We start from the raw sequence: 18466 nt of genomic DNA, 5'->3' as shown, positions 1-18466 counted from the left end.
GTGAGTAATTGTCGCGGAGGATGAATCCGCGCGAGCCTTTCACCATCAGCTCTGGGGCTATTGGTTATGCGGGGCCTGTTCAGTCCCGGGTGGTTGTTATGGATGGTGCGCTGCTTGCCAAACTGATGATCAAGTACGGCGTTGGTGTGCAGACCAAGCGGACGGTCCAGATCGTCGAGATCGACGAGGACTACTTCGAGTAACTGGCCGTAATGCCCCTTGGCTCACTCCAGGGCACCCGCACTCCTGTATCCCGGATTGAGCTCAGCGGCCTCCACGATGCTTGGCTGTTAGAATCCCGACAAACACCACCACCCACCACGCACAAGGAGCTGCTGCAGCCGATGAAAGGCAACGTCGTCGATATCTACAAAGCCTTCGACGGAACAAAACCTGGGGCACTTCACCGTTGAGCCCAGCCCTCCCCAATACGCAACCCCCAGCAACCCCATTTGCCAGAAGAAGGGACACCCCCCTCCCACCAACAGCACAAGGCCCGGAAGCTACCAACAGCTTCCGAGCCTCGCGCTAGACCAGCAACTAGCAGTCGTAGTACATCTCGAACTCCAGCGGAGTCGGGCGCAAACGGCTCGGCATGATCTCGTTATCCACCTTGTAGCGGATGTAGGTATCAATCAGGTCGTCGGTGAACACGCCACCCTCGGTGAGGAACTCATTGTCATCCTCCAGGGCCTTCAGCGCGCCCTCCAGGGAGGTCGGCGCCTGGGGGATGCTCTTCGCCTCCTCCGGCGGCAGCTCGTAGAGGTCCTTATCCACCGGCTCGTGCGGCTCGATGCGGTTCTTGATGCCATCCAGGCCGGCCAGCATCATCGCGGCAAAGCCGAGGTACGGGTTACCGCTCGGGTCCGGCGCGCGGAACTCAATGCGCTTCGCCTTCGGGTTCGAGCCCGTGATCGGGATACGCACAGCCGCGGAACGGTTGCGCTGCGAGTACACCAGGTTGATCGGCGCCTCGAAGCCCGGCACCAGGCGGTGGTAGGAGTTCAGCGTCGGGTTGGTGAATGCCAGCACCGCGCCAGCGTGCTCCAGGATGCCGCCGATGTAGTAGCGGGCGGTATCCGAAAGCCCTGCGTAACCGTTCTCGTCGTGGAACAGCGGCTCGCCGTCCTTCCATAGGGACTGGTGCGCGTGCATACCCGAACCATTATCGCCGGCCAGCGGCTTCGGCATGAAGGTCGCGGACTTGCCATTGCGCCATGCCACGTTGCGGATGATGTACTTGAAGGTCTGGATGTCATCCGCCGCGGCCAGCAGGGTGTCGAACTTGTAGTTGATCTCCTGCTGCCCGCCGGAGCCCACCTCGTGGTGCAGACGCTCCAGGGTGAAGCCGGCCTTCATGAGCTCCTTGCTCATCTCATCGCGCAGATCCTGGTAGCGGTCGTACGGCGCGACCGGGAAGTAGCCACCCTTCGGGCGGGTTTTGTAGCCCAGGTTGCGGGAACCATCCAGGTCGAACTCCTGGTCGCGGTTCCACCAGCCGGAGTCGGAATCCATGCTGTAGAACGCCTCGTGGCCCTCCACGCGGTAGCGCACGGAATCAAAGAGGTAGAACTCCGCCTCCGCGCCGAAGAGGCAGGTATCCGCAATACCCGTGGACGCCAGGTACTGCTCCGCCTTACGCGCCACATTGCGCGGGTCGCGGCTGAACGGCTCGCGGGTGAACGGGTCGTGGACGAAGAACTTGATGTTCAGCGTCTTCGACTCGCGGAACGGGTCGATCTTCGCGGTGGACAGGTCCGGCAGGAGGTTCATGTCGGACTCGTCGATGGTGGTGAATCCGCGGATGGAGGAGCCGTCGAAGGCCAGGCCTTCCTCGATGGCGTCCTCGTCGAAAGCCTCTGCCGGGATGCTGAAGTGCTGTTCGGTGCCAGGGACGTCCGTGAAGCGGATGTCGACGAACTCCACGTCCTCGTCCTTGATGAACTTCACGACCTCTTCGGGTGTTTCAAATGCCACGCTAAACTCCGCTCTTCGTAGTCGTGTCTGTGGGGGTTGCTCGGATCACATTTTACCCGCCGTTATCCCGAGTATTGCCCTCGGGGATAACGCGGGGGTGAACTTTCCGTTTTTCCCGTCCCCGCCGGTGGCCGCTGGGTTACTGTTTCTTTTACCTCGTTCCCGCAGCAGGGGGCACCGGTTGCGGGGTGGGGAGGGAAATCATTGTTTTTTGAGGGGGCGCTGTGACCAGCTTTTTTAACGACGTCAACCCCCGCACAACCACCCGATCTCCTCGCGGGATCATGCGGGTCGTGGTGGTGATCGCCACGATCGTGGGCCTGGCGGGGGTGATGGGTTTCGCGCCCGGCACGGGTGGCGAGCTGCAGCGGGAGGCCGCGGGGGTGATGCCGATCGTGGACGCCGGAAACTACGTGGGAACCGAACTGGGCGAGCGGTTGTCTAATAACGGTGGGATGGATCTTTCTTGGCCCAGGCCGGAGGGCTTCGATGGCATCTGGTTCGAGAAGGAGCCCTATGGTCGCCGGGAGCATGTGGTGTGGGAATCGCAGCGCTTCGTCGGTGAGCCGGTGGACATCCCAAAGTTGAAGCAGGGGCAGGTGAAGGGGGACTTTGTGGGTTTGCCGGATATTTGCGGCCCGGTGGTGCGCGAGCGCATGGCCGAGCTGGGGTACACGGATGATCCAGAGCTCAGCACTAACAACGAGATTAGGTATAGCTGTAACTTCGCGAATCTAGATGTAAAACAGCTGCATAATCTCGACGCACTCGACTTATCAGTAGGTACTCCTGGCGCAAAGTTGGACGAACTGACGAGCGAGATGGAGTACCAGCTACCAAGAAGTGATGAATTCGTCGCGATGCATGGAGCCAAGGGAGCGAGTACGTGCATGGTGCGTGGCCCTGCTTTGAAGGGGACAGATCGGGTCTATCTCGCTACGGGAGCAAGCAACGTCGAGTCTCAGTACGCAATGTGCACAATTAATAGCCTTTATTGGCAAGTCATCAGGAACGTTTCTGGGGGGTTCTAAAATGGAAATTCAAGCATCGATTGCGGATATCAGAGCGGCTCAGCAAGGTCTCGCTCGTGCTGAGCACTCAACCAAGACCATCGCGCCATCTTCGCCGTGGGATGGCGCATATACACAGGTTCCATCGCTAAACGCGGCCTTTACGCAGCACAGCACCTATTGGAGTGGCCAGCCCGGGGACGTTCTGCAGGCGATGCAGAAGTATCAGGATGACCTGCAGTGGGCGATGGATCTGCTGGACAGCCTCGGTTTCGCGATTGATCAGCAGGATAAGTCCAGCGCGAAGGTGCTCGACAAATTTGATGTCGCGAAGCACGCAGCTGGAGTTGGCAGCTTTGAATGTTTTCAGCCACGAGACAACGAACCATTCAAGAACCTGAACTACACGGCACCAGTGACAGTCGCGGAAGCAGGTACCGAGCTTGAAGTTCTGATCGGAATGTTCACCAGCTCGGATGCGGCACCACTGGCATCAGCAGAAAGATGGTCGCAGGCAGCCACCCGTTTGGAAGCCACGGCGCACACCCTGCACTCGATCTCCGGCGACCTCGCCCGAAACAACAAGGGGCGTGCTTTCGATGAGGTGCGTCATGCCCTGGAGGACTTCGTTAAGCGGGGTCACAACATCTCCGCCAATGCCGCTCTCATGGCCGAATCTGCGAGCCAGTTTCCAGTGGTGAGGGCGGCGAACCTGACTTATCTCCAAGGGCTGCTAAGCACCAACGCACTTGCGGGGACTGGCCCCGGGGTAGTGGCAGCCCGGAAAGCTGCGGTAGCGACCTTCGTGAGCACGCACCTGCAGCCCTCGCTGGAGCTGCTCAAGCCACCAGTCCATAACTTCGGGGTGCCGGTCGTCGGGCACAACGGGGGCGGCGGGGTGAACATCACCAGCTTCAACACCACCGGCCCCGCCGAGGCATTCCAGGGCATCAACGGCAACGTCGCACCCGCCGCCGCGAATAACGTCCAAGAACTCGGGGCACAAACCGCCGACGCTGTGACGGATGCAGGTCGCGGCAACGCCGCCGCCAATGCGCCGGCAGCCGGGAACACCAGCCCAGCGGCAGGGGAGCACCTCCCCGCCAGCCAGCAACACGTCGCCCCTGCAGGGGCCAGCCCCGCAGCACCCGCGGGTCCGGGAGTGGCATCGGCAGGCGCACAGCTGCCTGCGAATACACCCGCCCACACAGCAGGCATGCCGGGCGGGGCTCCCGGCAACGCGACTACGCCGGGCCTCGCCCTGCCCGGGGCTAACCAGCGGGGCGCGGGCGGTAGCGCGAACGCTGGTGGAGCACAGCCTGCCCGCCCCGCGCTGCCGACTGCGGGAATCAACCGGCCCAACGGCCAAGCCCCACTCCCACGTGGTGGCAGCGCGCCACACGGCACCGGCGCACACAGCGCACTCCGGAACGCGCCAGGGCTCGGCGGGGCGGAGGCCACCGGCGAGCGCACCGGCAGCCGCAACCAGGGCTACGGAACTCACGCCACCACCGGGCAGGGCAGGGCACCACGGGCTACCGTCATCCGCCCCGAGCTCCCCGCCGCGCACCCTGAAAATCTCCGCAACGGTGCGGTGGGTCGTGGGCTGCACGGTGTCGGCGCGCCGGGCACACCCAACGCAGCTCCGCACACGGGCATGCACGGCACCGGCCATGGTTACTCGACTGCGGCAACGCCACACGCTGAGCAGGCAGCCGCCGCGCAGAATAACCAACGCGGCCGCGGCTTCTACGGCGGCATGGCGCCCGGCGCTCGGGGAGGGGCGACCAAGGGACGCCAAGTGAAGCCAGGCGCTGGGCAGTGGTCCGGCAGCGTCTCGGAGTACTTCAAGCGACAATTCCTGGGCGCAAAGCCGCGGACCACGAAGAAGGTGATCAGCCGCTAGCCCTGGTCCCGGGCTGAGGCTCACCCCGCCGGGTCAGGGCAGCCTCATAAGCCCAGCAGGGGCGCGGGAAATTGTTCCCGCCCCAGCGCTTGGATAGGCTCAAAACCATCATGACTCAGAAGCGCTCCTGGCTCGAAGGCCCCCAGCTGCCCGGCCAAAACGAAGACCCGAACAAACTCAGCTCCTACGCCGGCGAAGCCATCGGCTTGCCCAAGGACGGGCCCGGCTCGCTCTCGACGCTGATGCCCCGCATGATCGCGCTGCTCATCGACTGGTTCCTCAGCATGGGCATCGCGTTCTTCATCACCACCCAGACCACCAAGTTCGGCGGGCTGTCCACCCTCACCATGCTGGTCTTCGTGCTGATGCGCCTGCTCACCGTCTGGCTACTGGCCCAGACCCCAGGCCACGCGGTTATGGGCATCGGTGTCGCCCGCCTGGACGACGCCACCCAGCGCGTCGGACTCTGGCGCTCCTTCGTGCGCATCCTGCTGACCATCTTCATGTTCCCGCCCGTCGTCCAGGACACCGACGGCCGCGGGCTGCACGACCGCGTGACCCAAACCGGCGTCATTAAGACCCGATAGCCTGCCCGAGAAGCGGGGAAACGGGGGAACGGCAGCGCCGGGCGCTGCCGCAGAACGGAGAGCGGCGGGCAGCTGCGGCCGAATGGGGAAGCGGCGGAGTGCTGCCGCAGCAGGGGGATGCCGGCGACGTCGAACCGAGATCGCCGGCGCCGCAGCGCTAGCCCAACAGGCCGGTCAGGCCGTTGTACAGCAAGGTCACCGAGAACACAGCGAAGAACAGCCCGGCACCCAGGTCGATCAGGTGGGAGACGGAGAGCAGCCGGGACTGCACCCGCTGCGTCGAGACGAACAGCGCGATCAGGCTAAACACAATCGCCGCCGAGGCCATGATGGTGACCACATACACCACAGACACCCACCACGGCGCGCCCACCGGCAAAAACGGTGCCAGAATCGCCGTAAAGTACAGCACCGCCTTCGGATTGGAGAGGTTCGTCGCCATACCCGTGCGATAAGCAGCACTCGGCGAACCCAGCCCCGGGCCCATCACCAGATCCGTGTTCGCCCCCGCCCGCGTCCGGTAGTACTCCCGCACCTGCCGCAGCAGGCTAAACGCCATATAGCCCAACCACAGGCCACCGAAGATCTGCAGGTAATCCAGGATCCACGGCTTCTTATTCAGCAGCGTGCTCGCGCCCATCACGGTCAGTGTCGACCAGAACACCAGGGCGGTGATGATCCCGCCAATCGCCGCGAAGGCATGCTTCCGCGAGCGGGTGGCCATCCGCAGCACCAAAAACAGGTCCGGGCCAGGGGTCATCACGCCGAGCATGTTCAACAACATGATGATCCCGATGTTGGCTACGTCCACAAACTAATCCCAAATCTCCAAGCAAAAACCGGCCACAGTATGCGGCCGGTTGAGCGCTAAATAATCTTAAATTTTACTTCTTGCCACGCTGTGCAGCACGGCGGGCGCGGCGGTTCATGCCGGCCATCTGGCCACCCTTCGGCAGCGGACCCTTCGGCATATTCGCCATCGGGGACTGCAAGCGGGAAATCGAATCGATGCGGGAGTTCAGCGCATCGACCTCGTTCTTCTTCACATTTCGCGGCAGGCGCATCAGGTGGTTCTGCAGCTTACGGACCGGGACCTCGCCCTCACCGTCGCCGACGATGACGTCGTAGATCGGGGCATTGCCAGCGATCCGGGCGATCTTCTTCCGTTCGCGGGCGATCATCTGCTTCACGCGGTTCGAATCGCCCTCACCGACGAGGACGATGCCCGGGGTGCCGACGACGCGGTGGACGGCATCCAGGTTCGTGTTCTGCGCGATGCCTGGCTCGACGATCCACTTCATACCCACGCCGTCGCGCAGGTTGCTCAAAGTCCAGGCGGCAGCGCCGGCCTCGCCCTCGATCTGCTCGTAGACACCCTTCTGCAGGCGGCGGGTGAATACCCACACCGCCACGGCGATGCCCAGCAGGATACCCACGATGAGGTTCAGCCACCACCAGCCGAACACCGTGGAAAGCAGAAGCAGAAGCACGACGGGCACCAAAAAGCCCACCAGCATCAGCGGGATCAGCTTCTTATCGCGCTGCCGCTGCAGCTTAAAGGCCTGCCACAGCTGGCCGCGCTGCTCCTTGCGGGCGGCGCGCTTGGCGGCCTTTTCTGCCTTCTTGTTTTCCTTCTCGCGGATGTCCTTAGCCATGTGCTCCAGGATAGAACATGCAGCGAAAACAAAGAAACGCGCGCAAGGTGCGAAGCCTTACGCGCGTCTCAACGCCTCTCGCGCTAGCGGTACGCCGCAGGATTATCTTTAGCGCTACATCGCTGGGTTTCCCTAGCGGTATGCGACCGGGGTCTCCTCGGATGCGCCGTACTTATCCAGCAGGTTGGTGGCCTCCTGCTGGGTGGAGCCGTCCAGCTTCTCGTTGAGGTGGGAGAGGTTTTCTGGGATCTCACGGCCACGTGCGCGCATCGCCTGCGCGTACAGGCGGCCGGAGCGGTAGCTGGAACGAACCAGCGGGCCGGACATAACAGCCGGGAAGCCCATGTCATAAGCAGCCTCGGAGTGTGCCACGAACTCCTCCGGGCGCACCCACCGCTCGATCGGGTGGTGCATGGAGGTCGGGCGCAGGTACTGGGTAATCGTGAGGATATCGGTGCCGGCCTCGCGCAGGTCACGCATCGCCTCCACAACCTCCTCCTCGGTCTCGCCCATGCCCAGGATCAGGTTGGACTTCGTGATCAGCCCGTAATCGTGAGCCGCACGGATGACCTCCAGGGAGCGCTCGTACTTGAAGGCCGGGCGGATGCGCTTGAAGATGCGCGGCACGGTCTCCAGGTTGTGGGCGAAGACCTCCGGCTGAGACTCGAACACGATCTGCAGCAGCTCCGGCTTATTCGAGAAGTCCGGGGTGAGGTTCTCCACGCCCGTGTTCGGGTTCAGCTCGTGGATCTTGCGGACGACCTCGGCGTACAGCCAGGCGCCCTCGTCGTCCAGGTCGTCGCGGGTCACGCCCGTGACGGTTGCGTACTTCAGGCCCATCTCGCGGACGGACTCCGCCACGCGGCGTGGCTCATCGCGGTCCAGGGGAGTGGGCTTACCGGACTTAATCTGGCAGAAGTCGCAACGGCGAGAGCAAGTATCGCCGCCGATAAGGAAGGAGGCCTCGCGGTCCTCCCAGCACTCGTGGATATTCGGGCAGCCAGCCTCCTGGCACACCGTGTGCAGGCTCATGCCCGTCACGCGGTTCTTCATGTCCCGATACTCGGGGCCCATCTTCGCGGTGGTGCGGATCCAGCGGGGCTTAGCCTCGATGGGAGTTTGCGAGTTCTTAGCTTCGATGCGAAGCATCCGGCGTCCATTAGCGCTGACAGTCATGCAGACCACCCTACGCTGGTCACCCGATGATTGCTAACAATCTCGGCGTGCGGGCTGACCTGCCCAAACATCACCGGCATGGCGAGCACTGCGGCTAGTCCTTGTGCACCGCCAGCTCGCCGTTCAGCGCGGCCACGATGTTCTTCTCCAGCGCCTCGCGGCACTCCTCGACGGGGACGTCCCGGCCGAGTTCCGCCGACAGCGTGGTCACCCCGGCATCGGCGATGCCGCAGGGCACGATGTGCCCGTAGTACTCCATGGTGTTGTCACAGTTTAGGGACACCCCGTGCATGGTTACGCCGCGGGTGACCCGAATGCCGATCGCTGCGATCTTCCGGGCGGGCTTCAGCTCGCCGCCCACCACGCCGGCGGGCAGCCACACCCCGGAGCGGCCCTCAACGCGGCCCGTGCCCTCCAGGCCCACGTCCTTACAGGTCTGGATCAATGCTTCCTCCAGGCGGCGGACATAGTCCACCACGTCCACCGGGTCGGCCAGCTTGATGATGGGGTAGGCCACCAGCTGGCCCGGGCCGTGCCAGGTGATCCGGCCGCCGCGGTCCACGTCCACCACCGGCAGCCCGTTGTCCGGCCGGTCGCTGTCCTCGGTGCGCTTACCCGCCGTGTACGTCGACGGGTGCTCCAGGATCAGCAACTGGTCGTTGATTTTCCCCTCGGCGCGCTCGGCGGCGAGTTCGGCCTGGCGGTGCCAGGTCTCCTGATAATCCACCGTGCCGAGCTCCTTGACCTCGATCGGGGTGGAGTCCATGCGGATACTGCCGGTTTGAAAGCCCATGTTTGCCAAGTGTAGCGCGCAGCAAAAGACCCCCAAGCGTTGAGGCTCGGGGGTCTGAGTACTGCGGGTCCCGTTAGTGGCTGGGAACTACCCGCGGGCGCTATCTTCCGCGCGTGGCGCTGCCTTTAGCCAGCGCCACCGTGAGCGGCGCGGGAGCTTTAGAGCTCCAGGTCATCCTCGAAGTCGCCCTTCTCCAGGCGGTCACGCAGGGTGGACATGAAGCGGCCTGCGTCGGCGCCGTCGATGACCTGGTGGTCGTAGGTCATCGGCAGGAAGACCATGTCGCGGATGGCGATGGCCTCGTTCTCGTCCTCGGTGAGGACGACCGGGCGCTTCACGATCGCACCGGTGCCGACCATGGCTGCCTGCGGCGGAACCAGGATCGGGGTGTCGGTCAGGGCGCCCTCGGAACCGATGTTGGTGATGGTGAAGGTGCCACCGGCCAGATCGTTCGGCTTCAGCTTCTTGTTGCGTGCGCGGTCAGCGATGTCCGCGATGGCCTTCGCCAGCTCCGGCAGGCTCAGGTCCTGCGCGTCGTGGATGACCGGGGAGAGCAGGCCGTCCTCGGTGTCCACCGCGATGCTCAGGTTCACGCGGTCGTGGTAGGTCATCTCCTTGGTCTCAGCGTTGTAGGATGCGTTGACGTTCGGGTGGGAGATGAGCGCCTCGACGGCAGCCTTCGCGAAGAACGGCAGGAAGGTCAGGTTCACGCCGTGGGCGTCCTGGAAAGCCTTCTTGGACTTCGCGCGCAGGTCGGCGACGAGGGTCATGTCGACCTCGTGGACCTGGGTCAGCTGCGCGGAGTTGCGCAGGGACTCCAGGGTGGTGCGTGCCGTGATCTCGCGGATGCGGTTGACCTTCTGGGTCGTGCCGATCAGCTCCTGCTTATCCGGGTCGACCTTGTGTGCGGACGCACGCGGGCCGGCCGGCAGGTTGGTCTTCGCGCCGGTGGTGATGTCCTCGCCCTCGGCGGCGGCCAGGACGTCCTGCTTGCGGATGCGGCCACCAACGCCGGTGCCGGTGACCTTGGAGAGGTCCACGTTGTTCTTTTCGGCCAGCTTGCGGACCAGCGGGGTCACGTACGGCAGGTTATCGCCGGACGGCTCGCCAGCGGAGCCGGACTTCTCGCCGCGGTCGGCGACGTTCGGGCGAGCGGTGGTCTTCGCAGCCTTCTCGCGTGCCGCCTCGCGGGCGGCCGCGGCCTTGTCCTTGCCGGAGTCCTTCTTCTCGGACTTCTGCTCGTCCTTGGAGTCGTCCTTCTTCTCGGACTTCTGCTCGTCCTTCGCCTTAGCCTTCTCGGAAGACTTGTCCTCGGACTTCTCCTTCTTCGGCTCTTCCTTCTTGGAAGGCTTGCCGGAGCCGTCGCCGATGCGGGCGATGACGTCGCCGACCTCGACGGTGTCGTCTTCCTCAGCGAGGATCTCGACCAGGGTGCCTGCGACCGGGGATGGGATCTCGGTGTCGACCTTGTCGGTGGAGACCTCGAGCAGTGGCTCGTCGACCTCGACCTTGTCGCCGACGGACTTCAGCCACTGGGTGATGGTGCCCTCGGTGACGGACTCGCCGAGCTCCGGCATGGTGACGTCCTCGTCCTCACCGGAACCCTCGGAAGCGGAATCGTCGGAAGACTCATCGGCGGAGGTGTCCTCGGATGCGTCCTCGGAGGAAGCCTCAGCGTCCTCGTCCTCGGTCTCCTCCGGCTCCTCAGCCTTCGGCTCTTCCTTCTTGGCCGGCTTAGCCTCGCCGTCGCCGATGCGGGCGATGACGTCGCCGACCTCGACGGTGTCGTCCTCCTCAGCGAGGATCTCGACCAGGGTGCCTGCGACCGGGGATGGGATCTCGGTGTCGACCTTGTCGGTGGAGACCTCGAGCAGTGGCTCGTCGACCTCGACCTTGTCGCCGACGGACTTCAGCCACTGGGTGATGGTGCCCTCGGTGACGGACTCGCCGAGCTCCGGCATGGTGACGTCCTCGCCCTCACCGGAACCCTCGGATGCATCATCGGAGGAGGAGTCCTCGGAGGAGTCCTCAGCCTCCTCGTCGGAGCTGTCCGCAGCCTCGTCCTCGTTGGAGGAGTCGTCGCCCTCGTCATCGGAGGAAGGAGCTTCATCCTCCTCGCCGATCTCAGCGATGACGGAACCGACCTCGATGGTGTCGTCCTCTTCGGCCATTACCTTCAGCAGAATGCCGGCAACAGGGGAGGGGATCTCGGTATCAACCTTGTCGGTGGACACCTCGAGCAAAGGCTCATCCACCTCTACCTTGTCGCCAACCTTCTTCAGCCACTGGGTGATGGTGCCCTCAGTGACCGATTCGCCCAACTCGGGCATTTCGACGGACTGCGCCATGGTGTTGAAGCTCCTCTTGAAACGCGAAAACTAGCTGTGGTCGAGTTTTAAAGACCAGTTACTCAACAATTGTACGCTCTCAAGCAACTTTCGACGCACCCAACCCCGACCGAGAACCGGACTGCCTAGAATGGCTAGTTGTGTTCAATCTTTTTGGCCGATCCAGCAAGAATCAGACCAAGCCGCCGCGTGCGCCCGGAGACACCATCCGCGCACGTGATTTGGAGTACCTGAGCACCTGGTCCGCGCAGCATGGCGGACAGGCAGGTGGGGTGGAGGGCTTCGTGGAACCCGAAACCATCATCAACGAGATGTCGGTCGTTCTCGTCGACGGCTCCGGGGACTGGACGCGCCGCAAGATCGGCGGGCCGAAGGGCATCGACGTGGTCGCCAAGAAGCTCGGCATCCCCCTCTACTTCGCCGAAGAGACCGGCTACCCGCAGCGCATGCGCGACCGCATCGAGCGTGACCGGCTGATCAAAAAAGCGCCTCGAACAGCGCGAACGGCGCGCCCGCATGGAACAGGCGCGCCGCTCGGAAGAGGAGTCTTAGCCCTCCGGGGGGGGGGGAGAGAAAGCCTAGCCCCGGGCAGTTCTAGCCGAGGGGGAGGGCCAGGGCTTGGGCTTAGCCCCCCTTGGTGGTCCCTGCCAGGTGGCGCAGGGTCGCCAGGATCGTACGCACCGGCACGCCCGTGCCGCGCTTCGGGGTGTAGCCGAACGCGCCCTCGGTGTTATACGCCGGGCCGGCGATATCGATGTGTACCCACTCCACGCCCTCGGTCACGAAGTTAGCCAGGTAGTGGCCGGCCACCGACATGCCACCCCAGCGGCTGGCGGAGATATTGCGCAGGTCGGCCACATCGGACTTCAGAGCCTCGCCGAGCTCAGGCGGCAGCGGCATAGCCCAGCCGTTCTCGCCGATCTCCTGGGACAGTTCCGCCACCTTGTCGCGGAAGGCGATGGAACCCATCACGCCCGGGGTGCGGTTGCCCAGCGCCACCATCTGCGCGCCGGTCAGGGTCGCGGTCTCGATGAGGTAATCCGGCTCGTCCTCGCAGGCACGAGCCATCGCATCGGCCAGGATCAGGCGGCCCTCCGCATCCGTGTTCAACACCTCGGTGGTCAGGCCGTTGTAGTGGCGCAGCACGTCACCCGGGCGGGTTGCCGTGGAGCTCGGGGTGTTCTCCGCCAACGGGATCGTGGCGATGACCTTCATCGGCAGGTCCAGGCGCGCGGCCGCCACCATCGTGGCGACGACAGCCGCGGAGCCACCCATGTCCGAAATCATGTCCCACATATTCGCGCCCGGCTTCAGAGAAATACCGCCGGTATCGAAGGTCACACCCTTACCGACGAGTGCCACCTGCGGTGCCTCGTTATCCGCGGACGGCTCGTGGGTCAGACGCACCAGGCGCGGGGCGTGCTCACTGCCCTTACCGACGCCGACGATGCCGCCGTAGCCCTTCTGCTCCAGCTCCTTTTCATCCAGGATCTCGACGCCCAGCCCCACGGCCTCAGCGATCTCGCGGATCGTGTTGGCATAGGTCTCCGGGTACAGGAAGTTCGCCGGGGTATTCACGAAGTCACGGGCCAGCGCCACCGCGGCGGCGTCAACCTGAGCCTGGGCCAGCAGGGCGGCGTCGGCCTCGCGGGCGAGGACCGTGATGGTGACGGGGGAGTCGGACGCGGCGGCGTCGTCCTGGCCAGCAGCGTCCTGGCCAGCAGCGTCCTGGCTAGCAGCGTTCTTGGCGGAAGCGCCCTTGAAACCAGCGAAACGGTAACCACCCAGCGCGTGACCGACGAGCGCGGCCTCAGGGGAGATCAGGCCGAGGCTGGACACAACCTTCGAACCCAGACCAGCGGCACGGGAGGCCACGCCCGCGAGCTCGCGGATGTCCTCGTCCGTGGAGTCGTCGATATCGCCCAGGCCCAGGGCCAGGATTTTGGTCGCCGGGGCCGAGCCCTCGGTCGCCAGCAGCTCGCCCGGCACTGGGGTCAGCTCCTCGCGCTTGCCAGTCGCACCCACGCTGGTGAGCACGCGCCACAGGGTAATCTCCTGCTCCTTGCTCAACAGGCCAGAACCCGTGGCGGCCAGCTCCAGGCCGTTGGCACCCTGGAACACCGGAACGATCAGCGTGTCCACCTCCGCGTCCGCCGGAAGCTCCGCGACGAGGTCAATCGTCGGCATCGTGCCGCGGTTCGGCAGGGCGGAATAAATCTGGGCGGGATCCAGCGCGATCGGCTGGCCTGGCTGGGTGGTCATGATCGAAAATCAATCCTTTCGCAACGCAGAATCTCACTAATGCGCCATCAACTGTACTCACAATTTTTCGAGGAACTATGGTTGTAGCCATGAGCGAAAGCACACCGAACACCACCGCACCAAACACCAATCTGAGCTTCACCGTCACCCCGAACGAGAACCGCACCTCTTCGGCGGACATCGCCAAGGTCCTCGAGAACCCGGGGTTCGGCGTCCACTTCACCGACCACATGGTCCTCATCGACTACGACGAGGAGATCGGCTGGCACAACGCCCGCGTCGAACCCTACGGTCCGCTGACCATGGACCCGGCCAGCATGGTCTTCCACTACGGCCAGGCCATCTTCGAAGGCATCAAGGCCTACCGCCAGCCGGACGGCAGCATCGCCACCTTCCGCCCGGAGCAGAATGCCCAGCGTATGGCCCGTTCCGCCGAGCGCCTGGGCATGGCCCCGCTGCCGGAGGAGCTGTTCCTCGAGTCTCTGAAGCAGCTGGTCGCCATCGACCACGAGTGGGTGCCAGCCGCAGGCGGCGAGGCCGCGCTGTACCTGCGCCCGCTGATGATCGCCCGGGACGTGCACCTGGGTGTCCAGCCGTCCAAGACCTACACCTACATCGTCATCGCCTCCCCGGCGGGCGCCTACTTCACCGGCGGCATCAAGCCGGTGAGCGTGTGGCTGTCCACCGAGTACGTGCGCGCCGCGCCCGGCGGCACGGGGGCTGCGAAGTGCGCCGGTAACTACGCCGGTTCCCTCATGGCACAGGCCCAGGCCGCCGAGCAGGGCTGCGACCAGGTCGTATGGCTGGACGCCGTTGAGCGCAAGTGGGTCGAGGAAATGGGCGGCATGAACCTCATGTTCGTCTTCGGCGAGGGCGAGAACGCCGAGGTCATCACCCCGGAGCTCTCCGGCTCCCTGCTGCCGGGTGTTACCCGCGACTCCCTGATCCAGGTCGCCCGCGACCTGGGCTACAACGTCAACGAGCGCCGTATCTCCATCGAGGAGTGGGAGCAGGCCGCGAACTCCGGCATGCTCTCCGAGGTGCTGGCCTGCGGCACCGCCGCGGTGGTCACCCCGGTGGGCTCCGTCAAGTACGCCGGCGGTGCGTACGAGATCAACGGTGCCCAGACCGGTGAGGTCACCATGCGGCTGCGCGACCACCTCACCGGCATCCAGCGTGGTGCCGTGGAGGATAAGCACGGTTGGCTGCACACCCTGGTTCCGGCTGAGGATCTGCAGTAGGGCGCCTGCAATAACGCACTAGCTCCGTAACGCGCCTCGCGCGGTGGTGTGGAGCGAAACTTCAGGCCCCGGGCCACCATCTTTCGGCGGCGCCGGGGCCTGAAGCGTTGCTAGGCAGGGCGCTGCTCAGGGGAGTGCGGTTGATCAAAAGAACCCATCTTCCATAAGCCCCGAAACGATTGCTCGCACTGCAAGTAGATGTCCGGTTCCCAATTCCACTCAGGGGAAATATGGTGGTGTTGCTATCTCATCAGGGTGCGACTACTGGGCTATTGTTATAGGAGCGCACGGCGATAATCTTTGATTGGAGACGCAATGCTGATTGGAAATTTTCACCCTCGGCATTTCCTTTGGGTCGCCTTTATCTTGGTGCTGGTTCCCACCGTAGTAGTTTACGTTTTAATAAACAGGCATGTTCCTGAAAGTGCTCAGAACTCACGACTTCCATATAGGGCACCCGTTGCATCTTTTCTTGTTGGAATTCTGTCAGCTGCAGCCTGGCTTTCATGGTCTCCGGGATCAAGCATTGAAGAGTTTTTTCTATATGGCGCGCCTAATCAATTCCCTAAATGGCAGATTATTGGTTGCGGAATTTCCCTGATACTCGGATCGAGCATCATTGCATATGTTAACTACAGGTCCGTCAAGGAATCTCTCATTATAGCTCTTCTTACAGGCTCAGGTTTTGGCACAGCTTTCGCCTTCGATGCAGCCTTTGGAATATCATCCCAAGAAGGAATTGGGGTTGTTTTTGCCTTTGTGGGAATAGCGCTGCTTTGCACCCCTTTCAACCTGCTAGCTGTCGCGATTAGACGACTCATAAACCGAAGAAACTCCGCTAAATAAATGAACTGCTCCCCAGTAGTTGGGCTGAGTTATCAGCTACCAACTACTGGGGAGCAGTTTTCCGTTGAGAGTACGAAGTTCGCTGAGCGAAGATCAGCGCTAGCAGTAAGTGGTCCAACAATGAACGCATCCAACAACGGCTCAAAGGCCTAGGGTTAAAAGCCCAACTTTCGGGGGCTAGTTCACTTTCGGTGGCGCTGGAGCCTGAAGCGTTGCTAGGCAGGGCGCTGATCAGGGGAGTGCGGTCTTATGCCTCGCCCTCGGCGAACTGTGTGGCCAGGCGCAAGTGCGGCAGCGCCAGCAGCGTACCCGCTCCCTGACCCAGGCCGATCCCGGTCGGCAGGATTGGGCTTAAGCCCAAGGCGCCGAGCGCCGGCACGATCGCCGGCTCCGTGCCGGGGGAGGCAGGCTGCCACCAGTCGCGAGCGGTGGGAGCCAGCATCTGCGCGCACAGCGCGGCCGCCGCGCAGCCCGCACCATCGAAGATCACCGGCGTGCGCCGGATCGCGGCCTGCGCGAGCATCCCGGTCAGCACCGCGATATGCGGCGCGGCCGCTCGGGAGAGGATCTCGCGGGGCTCGGTGCGCACATCCCGCACCGCGAACATGCCGTCGCGAATCTGGGCTACCTTGCGCCGCCAGCCCTGGTCATCAATGCCGGAACCCCAACCGATGACCTTCACCGGCTCGATCCCGCAGATCGCGCCAATGATCGTTGCGGCCGCGGTCGTGGTGCCCGGGCCGAAATCGCCGAGCAGCAGCAGCTCCGTGCCCTTATCCGCCTCCGCGTCCGCGAAGGCCGCACCGGCCGCCAGCCACTCCTCGAGGCCGGGCTCCGCCCCAGAGGATTCCGTCTCGGTGGAAAGCTGATCGGCGGCCGCGGTGTTGGCGTCGATAAACTCCACCCGAACAGCCTGGGCCACAGCAGCGGCGGCGACGGGGGAGCGACCCGAGGCATACAGCTCGCCCACCTGGGAAAGGGAGTCCTCGGGGAGAACGGACACGCTGGGCGTCGTTGAAGACCCACCCGCGACGACCGCCAAGGTCACGCGCTCCAGCGCGGCGGGCAGCTCCCGGCCCTGGCAGGCCGCCAACCAGCCACCCCAGGCGGCGAGCTCCCCCAAGCTCGCACGGCCGCCACCGGCAGCCATCGTCGTCGCCTCCAGCCGGCGGGTCGCCTCAGCAACACGCGTCGGATCGACTGCTTCCACGGCCGTGAAGTCCACTGCCATTTAGCGAACGTCCTCGCCGATCTCCACCTGCGGGGCAGGGTTACGCATCTTGCGGATCATCGTCGCGCGGCCGAAGGCGTACATGCCCAGCCCGAACTTACCCAGCGTGGTGTCCGGGTACTTCTCGCGCACCAGGCGGTTGACTTTGCGGCCCAGGATGATGCCCTCGATGACCATGAGGATCAGGATGCCGAACATCACCAGGGAGGCGGTGTTAGCCAGCATCGGGTTGCGCAGGCCGATCACCATAATCACGACCACGACCAGCGCGATCGGCATGAAGAAGTTGCCGAGGTAGCGGTGCGAATCCACCCAGTCGCGGACGAAGCGACGCTCCGGGCCCTTATCGCGGTCCATGAGGTAGCGTTCATCTCCGGCCATCATGCGCTCGTTGATGTGGCGGCGCTCGGCCTCGCGCTCCTGGCGCTCCTTGGCCTTGAGCTCCTTGTACTCCTCCTTGGACATGGAGGCTTTGAGCTCCTTACGACGCTTGCGGGCCTCGGCCGGGGTCTCTGGGCCCTGGTAAGGTCCGCGGCGCACGCCGGCCTGGCGCTCCTGCTCGTTACGCTTCGGGGTCGGGCGACCCTTCGGCGGGGTGAAGGCCTTGTTGGTCGGCTGCTTGTCCTGGGCCTCTGGGGCGGCCTCGGCGGATGCTGCGGCGGAGCTGGCGGCAGCGGAAGTGGATGTGCTGTTCTTACGCGACTTTTTCACGCCTCTTAGGCTAGAGCAGAATCAGGGGTCTATCAAAAGGATGGAATAGTTTCGGGGCAACCTTCGTTGTACGGGAGGACGGAGCGTGAGGTTGTGGAATTCGCACCGCTCTGCGAGTAACCTAAACGAGCATCGAAACCATCCTTATTGAGGAGGAAATATGACTGCCCCAGAGAAGGTCACGGGTGTTGAGCTGACCGACGCCGCTGTGGCCAAGGCAAGCTCCCTGCTGGCCCAGGAGGGCCGCGACGACCTGGCGCTGCGGATCGCGGTGCAGCCAGGCGGCTGCGCTGGCCTGCGTTACCAGCTGTTCTTCGATGACCGCTCCCTGGACGGTGACCTGAAGGACGAGTACGAGGGCGTGAACCTGGTCGTCGACCGCATGTCCGCCCCGTACCTGATGGGCGCGAAGATCGACTTCGCGGACACCATCGAGTCCCAGGGCTTTACGATCGACAACCCGAACGCTTCGGGCTCCTGCGCCTGCGGCGACTCCTTCTCCTAAGCCGAAGAAGGCCCCTGGGCCCCGCAATTGCGGGGTAGCGAAAGAGGGAAGACGGCGAAACGCCGCGGCCCCACGATCAGTGGGTGCCGCGGCGTTTTCTGTTGGGGTGGATAATTTAGGGGGCCAGCGGGGCAGGGAGCCCAGGGTTTGGCCGAAGGGCTGGACCTATGCGCTGGGGAAGCAGCCGCTGGCGCCGGGGAGGGGCTCTAGGGCCGGGG

Annotated in this window: 15 protein-coding genes and 1 pseudogene; 7 read left to right on the top strand and 9 right to left on the bottom strand. The window is 64.0% G+C overall.

Annotation, left to right across the window (positions count from 1 at the left end; all coding sequences use genetic code 11):
- Positions 1-540: 540 nt before the first annotated feature.
- The gene (gene glnA, locus CU_RS06330; RefSeq protein ID WP_012360503.1) at positions 541-1977 is read right to left on the bottom strand and encodes a type I glutamate--ammonia ligase; all 1437 of its coding nucleotides are present in this window, start codon (positions 1975-1977) and stop codon (positions 541-543) included.
- A 224-nt stretch (positions 1978-2201) separates the two neighbouring features.
- Here glnA and CU_RS06325 point away from each other — a divergent pair, with 224 nt between their 5' ends.
- The 3 genes from CU_RS06325 to CU_RS06315 all read left to right on the top strand — a co-directional run bounded on the left by CU_RS06325 (position 2202) and on the right by CU_RS06315 (position 5480).
- Complete coding sequence (locus CU_RS06325) at positions 2202-3008, top strand: hypothetical protein (protein ID WP_012360502.1); 807 nt, start codon at positions 2202-2204, stop codon at positions 3006-3008.
- A gap of 193 nt (positions 3009-3201) precedes the next feature.
- Positions 3202-4893: a hypothetical protein gene (locus CU_RS06320; protein WP_231837804.1), complete on the top strand. Its 1692-nt coding sequence runs from the start codon at positions 3202-3204 to the stop codon at positions 4891-4893.
- Positions 4894-5003: 110 nt separating this feature from the next.
- Positions 5004-5480, top strand: a complete 477-nt coding sequence (locus tag CU_RS06315; protein ID WP_043951913.1) for an RDD family protein — start codon at positions 5004-5006, stop codon at positions 5478-5480.
- A 157-nt stretch (positions 5481-5637) separates the two neighbouring features.
- On the opposite strand, the gene CU_RS06310 is transcribed toward CU_RS06315, so the two are convergent.
- The 5 genes from CU_RS06310 to sucB all read right to left on the bottom strand — a co-directional run bounded on the left by CU_RS06310 (position 5638) and on the right by sucB (position 11452).
- On the bottom strand, positions 5638-6291 hold the full coding sequence (locus CU_RS06310) for a LysE family translocator (protein WP_012360499.1): 654 nt from the start codon (positions 6289-6291) through the stop codon (positions 5638-5640).
- 73 nt (positions 6292-6364) lie between these two features.
- Positions 6365-7135, bottom strand: coding sequence for a DUF4191 domain-containing protein (locus tag CU_RS06305; RefSeq protein WP_012360498.1), 771 nt, complete (start codon positions 7133-7135; stop codon positions 6365-6367).
- Positions 7136-7267: 132 nt separating this feature from the next.
- Positions 7268-8311, bottom strand: coding sequence for a lipoyl synthase (gene lipA, locus CU_RS06300; RefSeq protein ID WP_012360497.1), 1044 nt, complete (start codon positions 8309-8311; stop codon positions 7268-7270).
- 94 nt (positions 8312-8405) lie between these two features.
- Entirely contained in the window at positions 8406-9104 is a 699-nt protein-coding gene (gene lipB / locus CU_RS06295) for a lipoyl(octanoyl) transferase LipB (RefSeq protein ID WP_012360496.1), read from the bottom strand.
- A gap of 158 nt (positions 9105-9262) precedes the next feature.
- The gene (gene sucB, locus CU_RS06290; RefSeq protein ID WP_012360495.1) at positions 9263-11452 is read right to left on the bottom strand and encodes a 2-oxoglutarate dehydrogenase, E2 component, dihydrolipoamide succinyltransferase; all 2190 of its coding nucleotides are present in this window, start codon (positions 11450-11452) and stop codon (positions 9263-9265) included.
- 140 nt (positions 11453-11592) lie between these two features.
- On the opposite strand from sucB, the pseudogene CU_RS10945 reads away from it, so the two are divergent.
- A pseudogene (locus tag CU_RS10945) lies at positions 11593-12004 on the top strand (hypothetical protein).
- A 72-nt stretch (positions 12005-12076) separates the two neighbouring features.
- Here CU_RS10945 and CU_RS06280 read toward each other — a convergent pair.
- Positions 12077-13714, bottom strand: coding sequence for a leucyl aminopeptidase (locus CU_RS06280; RefSeq protein WP_012360493.1), 1638 nt, complete (start codon positions 13712-13714; stop codon positions 12077-12079).
- Positions 13715-13791: 77 nt separating this feature from the next.
- Here CU_RS06280 and CU_RS06275 point away from each other — a divergent pair, with 77 nt between their 5' ends.
- Entirely contained in the window at positions 13792-14955 is a 1164-nt protein-coding gene (locus CU_RS06275; RefSeq protein WP_012360492.1) for a branched-chain amino acid aminotransferase, read from the top strand.
- 369 nt (positions 14956-15324) lie between these two features.
- A complete protein-coding gene (locus tag CU_RS10620) occupies positions 15325-15801 on the top strand; it encodes a hypothetical protein (RefSeq protein ID WP_148264196.1) in 477 nt (158 codons plus the stop codon).
- Positions 15802-16048: 247 nt separating this feature from the next.
- On the opposite strand, the gene CU_RS06270 is transcribed toward CU_RS10620, so the two are convergent.
- Complete coding sequence (locus tag CU_RS06270) at positions 16049-17032, bottom strand: nicotinate-nucleotide--dimethylbenzimidazole phosphoribosyltransferase (protein WP_012360491.1); 984 nt, start codon at positions 17030-17032, stop codon at positions 16049-16051.
- A complete protein-coding gene (locus CU_RS06265; RefSeq protein ID WP_012360490.1) occupies positions 17033-17743 on the bottom strand; it encodes a DUF3043 domain-containing protein in 711 nt (236 codons plus the stop codon).
- 160 nt (positions 17744-17903) lie between these two features.
- On the opposite strand from CU_RS06265, the gene CU_RS06260 reads away from it, so the two are divergent.
- Complete coding sequence (locus tag CU_RS06260) at positions 17904-18248, top strand: HesB/IscA family protein (protein ID WP_012360489.1); 345 nt, start codon at positions 17904-17906, stop codon at positions 18246-18248.
- Positions 18249-18466: the final 218 nt, after the last annotated feature.

Source organism: Corynebacterium urealyticum DSM 7109, assembly GCF_000069945.1.
GTDB lineage: Bacteria > Actinomycetota > Actinomycetes > Mycobacteriales > Mycobacteriaceae > Corynebacterium > Corynebacterium urealyticum.
This window is presented reverse-complemented; position numbering and strand designations above follow the sequence as displayed.

Coding starts and splice junctions, on each gene's coding strand:
- CU_RS06260 (WP_012360489.1), top strand. CDS start 17,904: ATGACTGCCCCAGAGAAGGTCACGGGTGTTGAGCTGACCGACGCCGCT.
- sucB (WP_012360495.1), bottom strand. CDS start 11,452: ATGGCGCAGTCCGTCGAAATGCCCGAGTTGGGCGAATCGGTCACTGAG.
- CU_RS06320 (WP_231837804.1), top strand. CDS start 3,202: ATGCAGAAGTATCAGGATGACCTGCAGTGGGCGATGGATCTGCTGGAC.
- lipB (WP_012360496.1), bottom strand. CDS start 9,104: ATGGGCTTTCAAACCGGCAGTATCCGCATGGACTCCACCCCGATCGAG.
- CU_RS06270 (WP_012360491.1), bottom strand. CDS start 17,032: ATGGCAGTGGACTTCACGGCCGTGGAAGCAGTCGATCCGACGCGTGTT.
- CU_RS06280 (WP_012360493.1), bottom strand. CDS start 13,714: ATGACCACCCAGCCAGGCCAGCCGATCGCGCTGGATCCCGCCCAGATT.
- lipA (WP_012360497.1), bottom strand. CDS start 8,311: ATGACTGTCAGCGCTAATGGACGCCGGATGCTTCGCATCGAAGCTAAG.
- CU_RS06315 (WP_043951913.1), top strand. CDS start 5,004: ATGACTCAGAAGCGCTCCTGGCTCGAAGGCCCCCAGCTGCCCGGCCAA.
- CU_RS06275 (WP_012360492.1), top strand. CDS start 13,792: ATGGTTGTAGCCATGAGCGAAAGCACACCGAACACCACCGCACCAAAC.
- CU_RS06305 (WP_012360498.1), bottom strand. CDS start 7,135: ATGGCTAAGGACATCCGCGAGAAGGAAAACAAGAAGGCAGAAAAGGCC.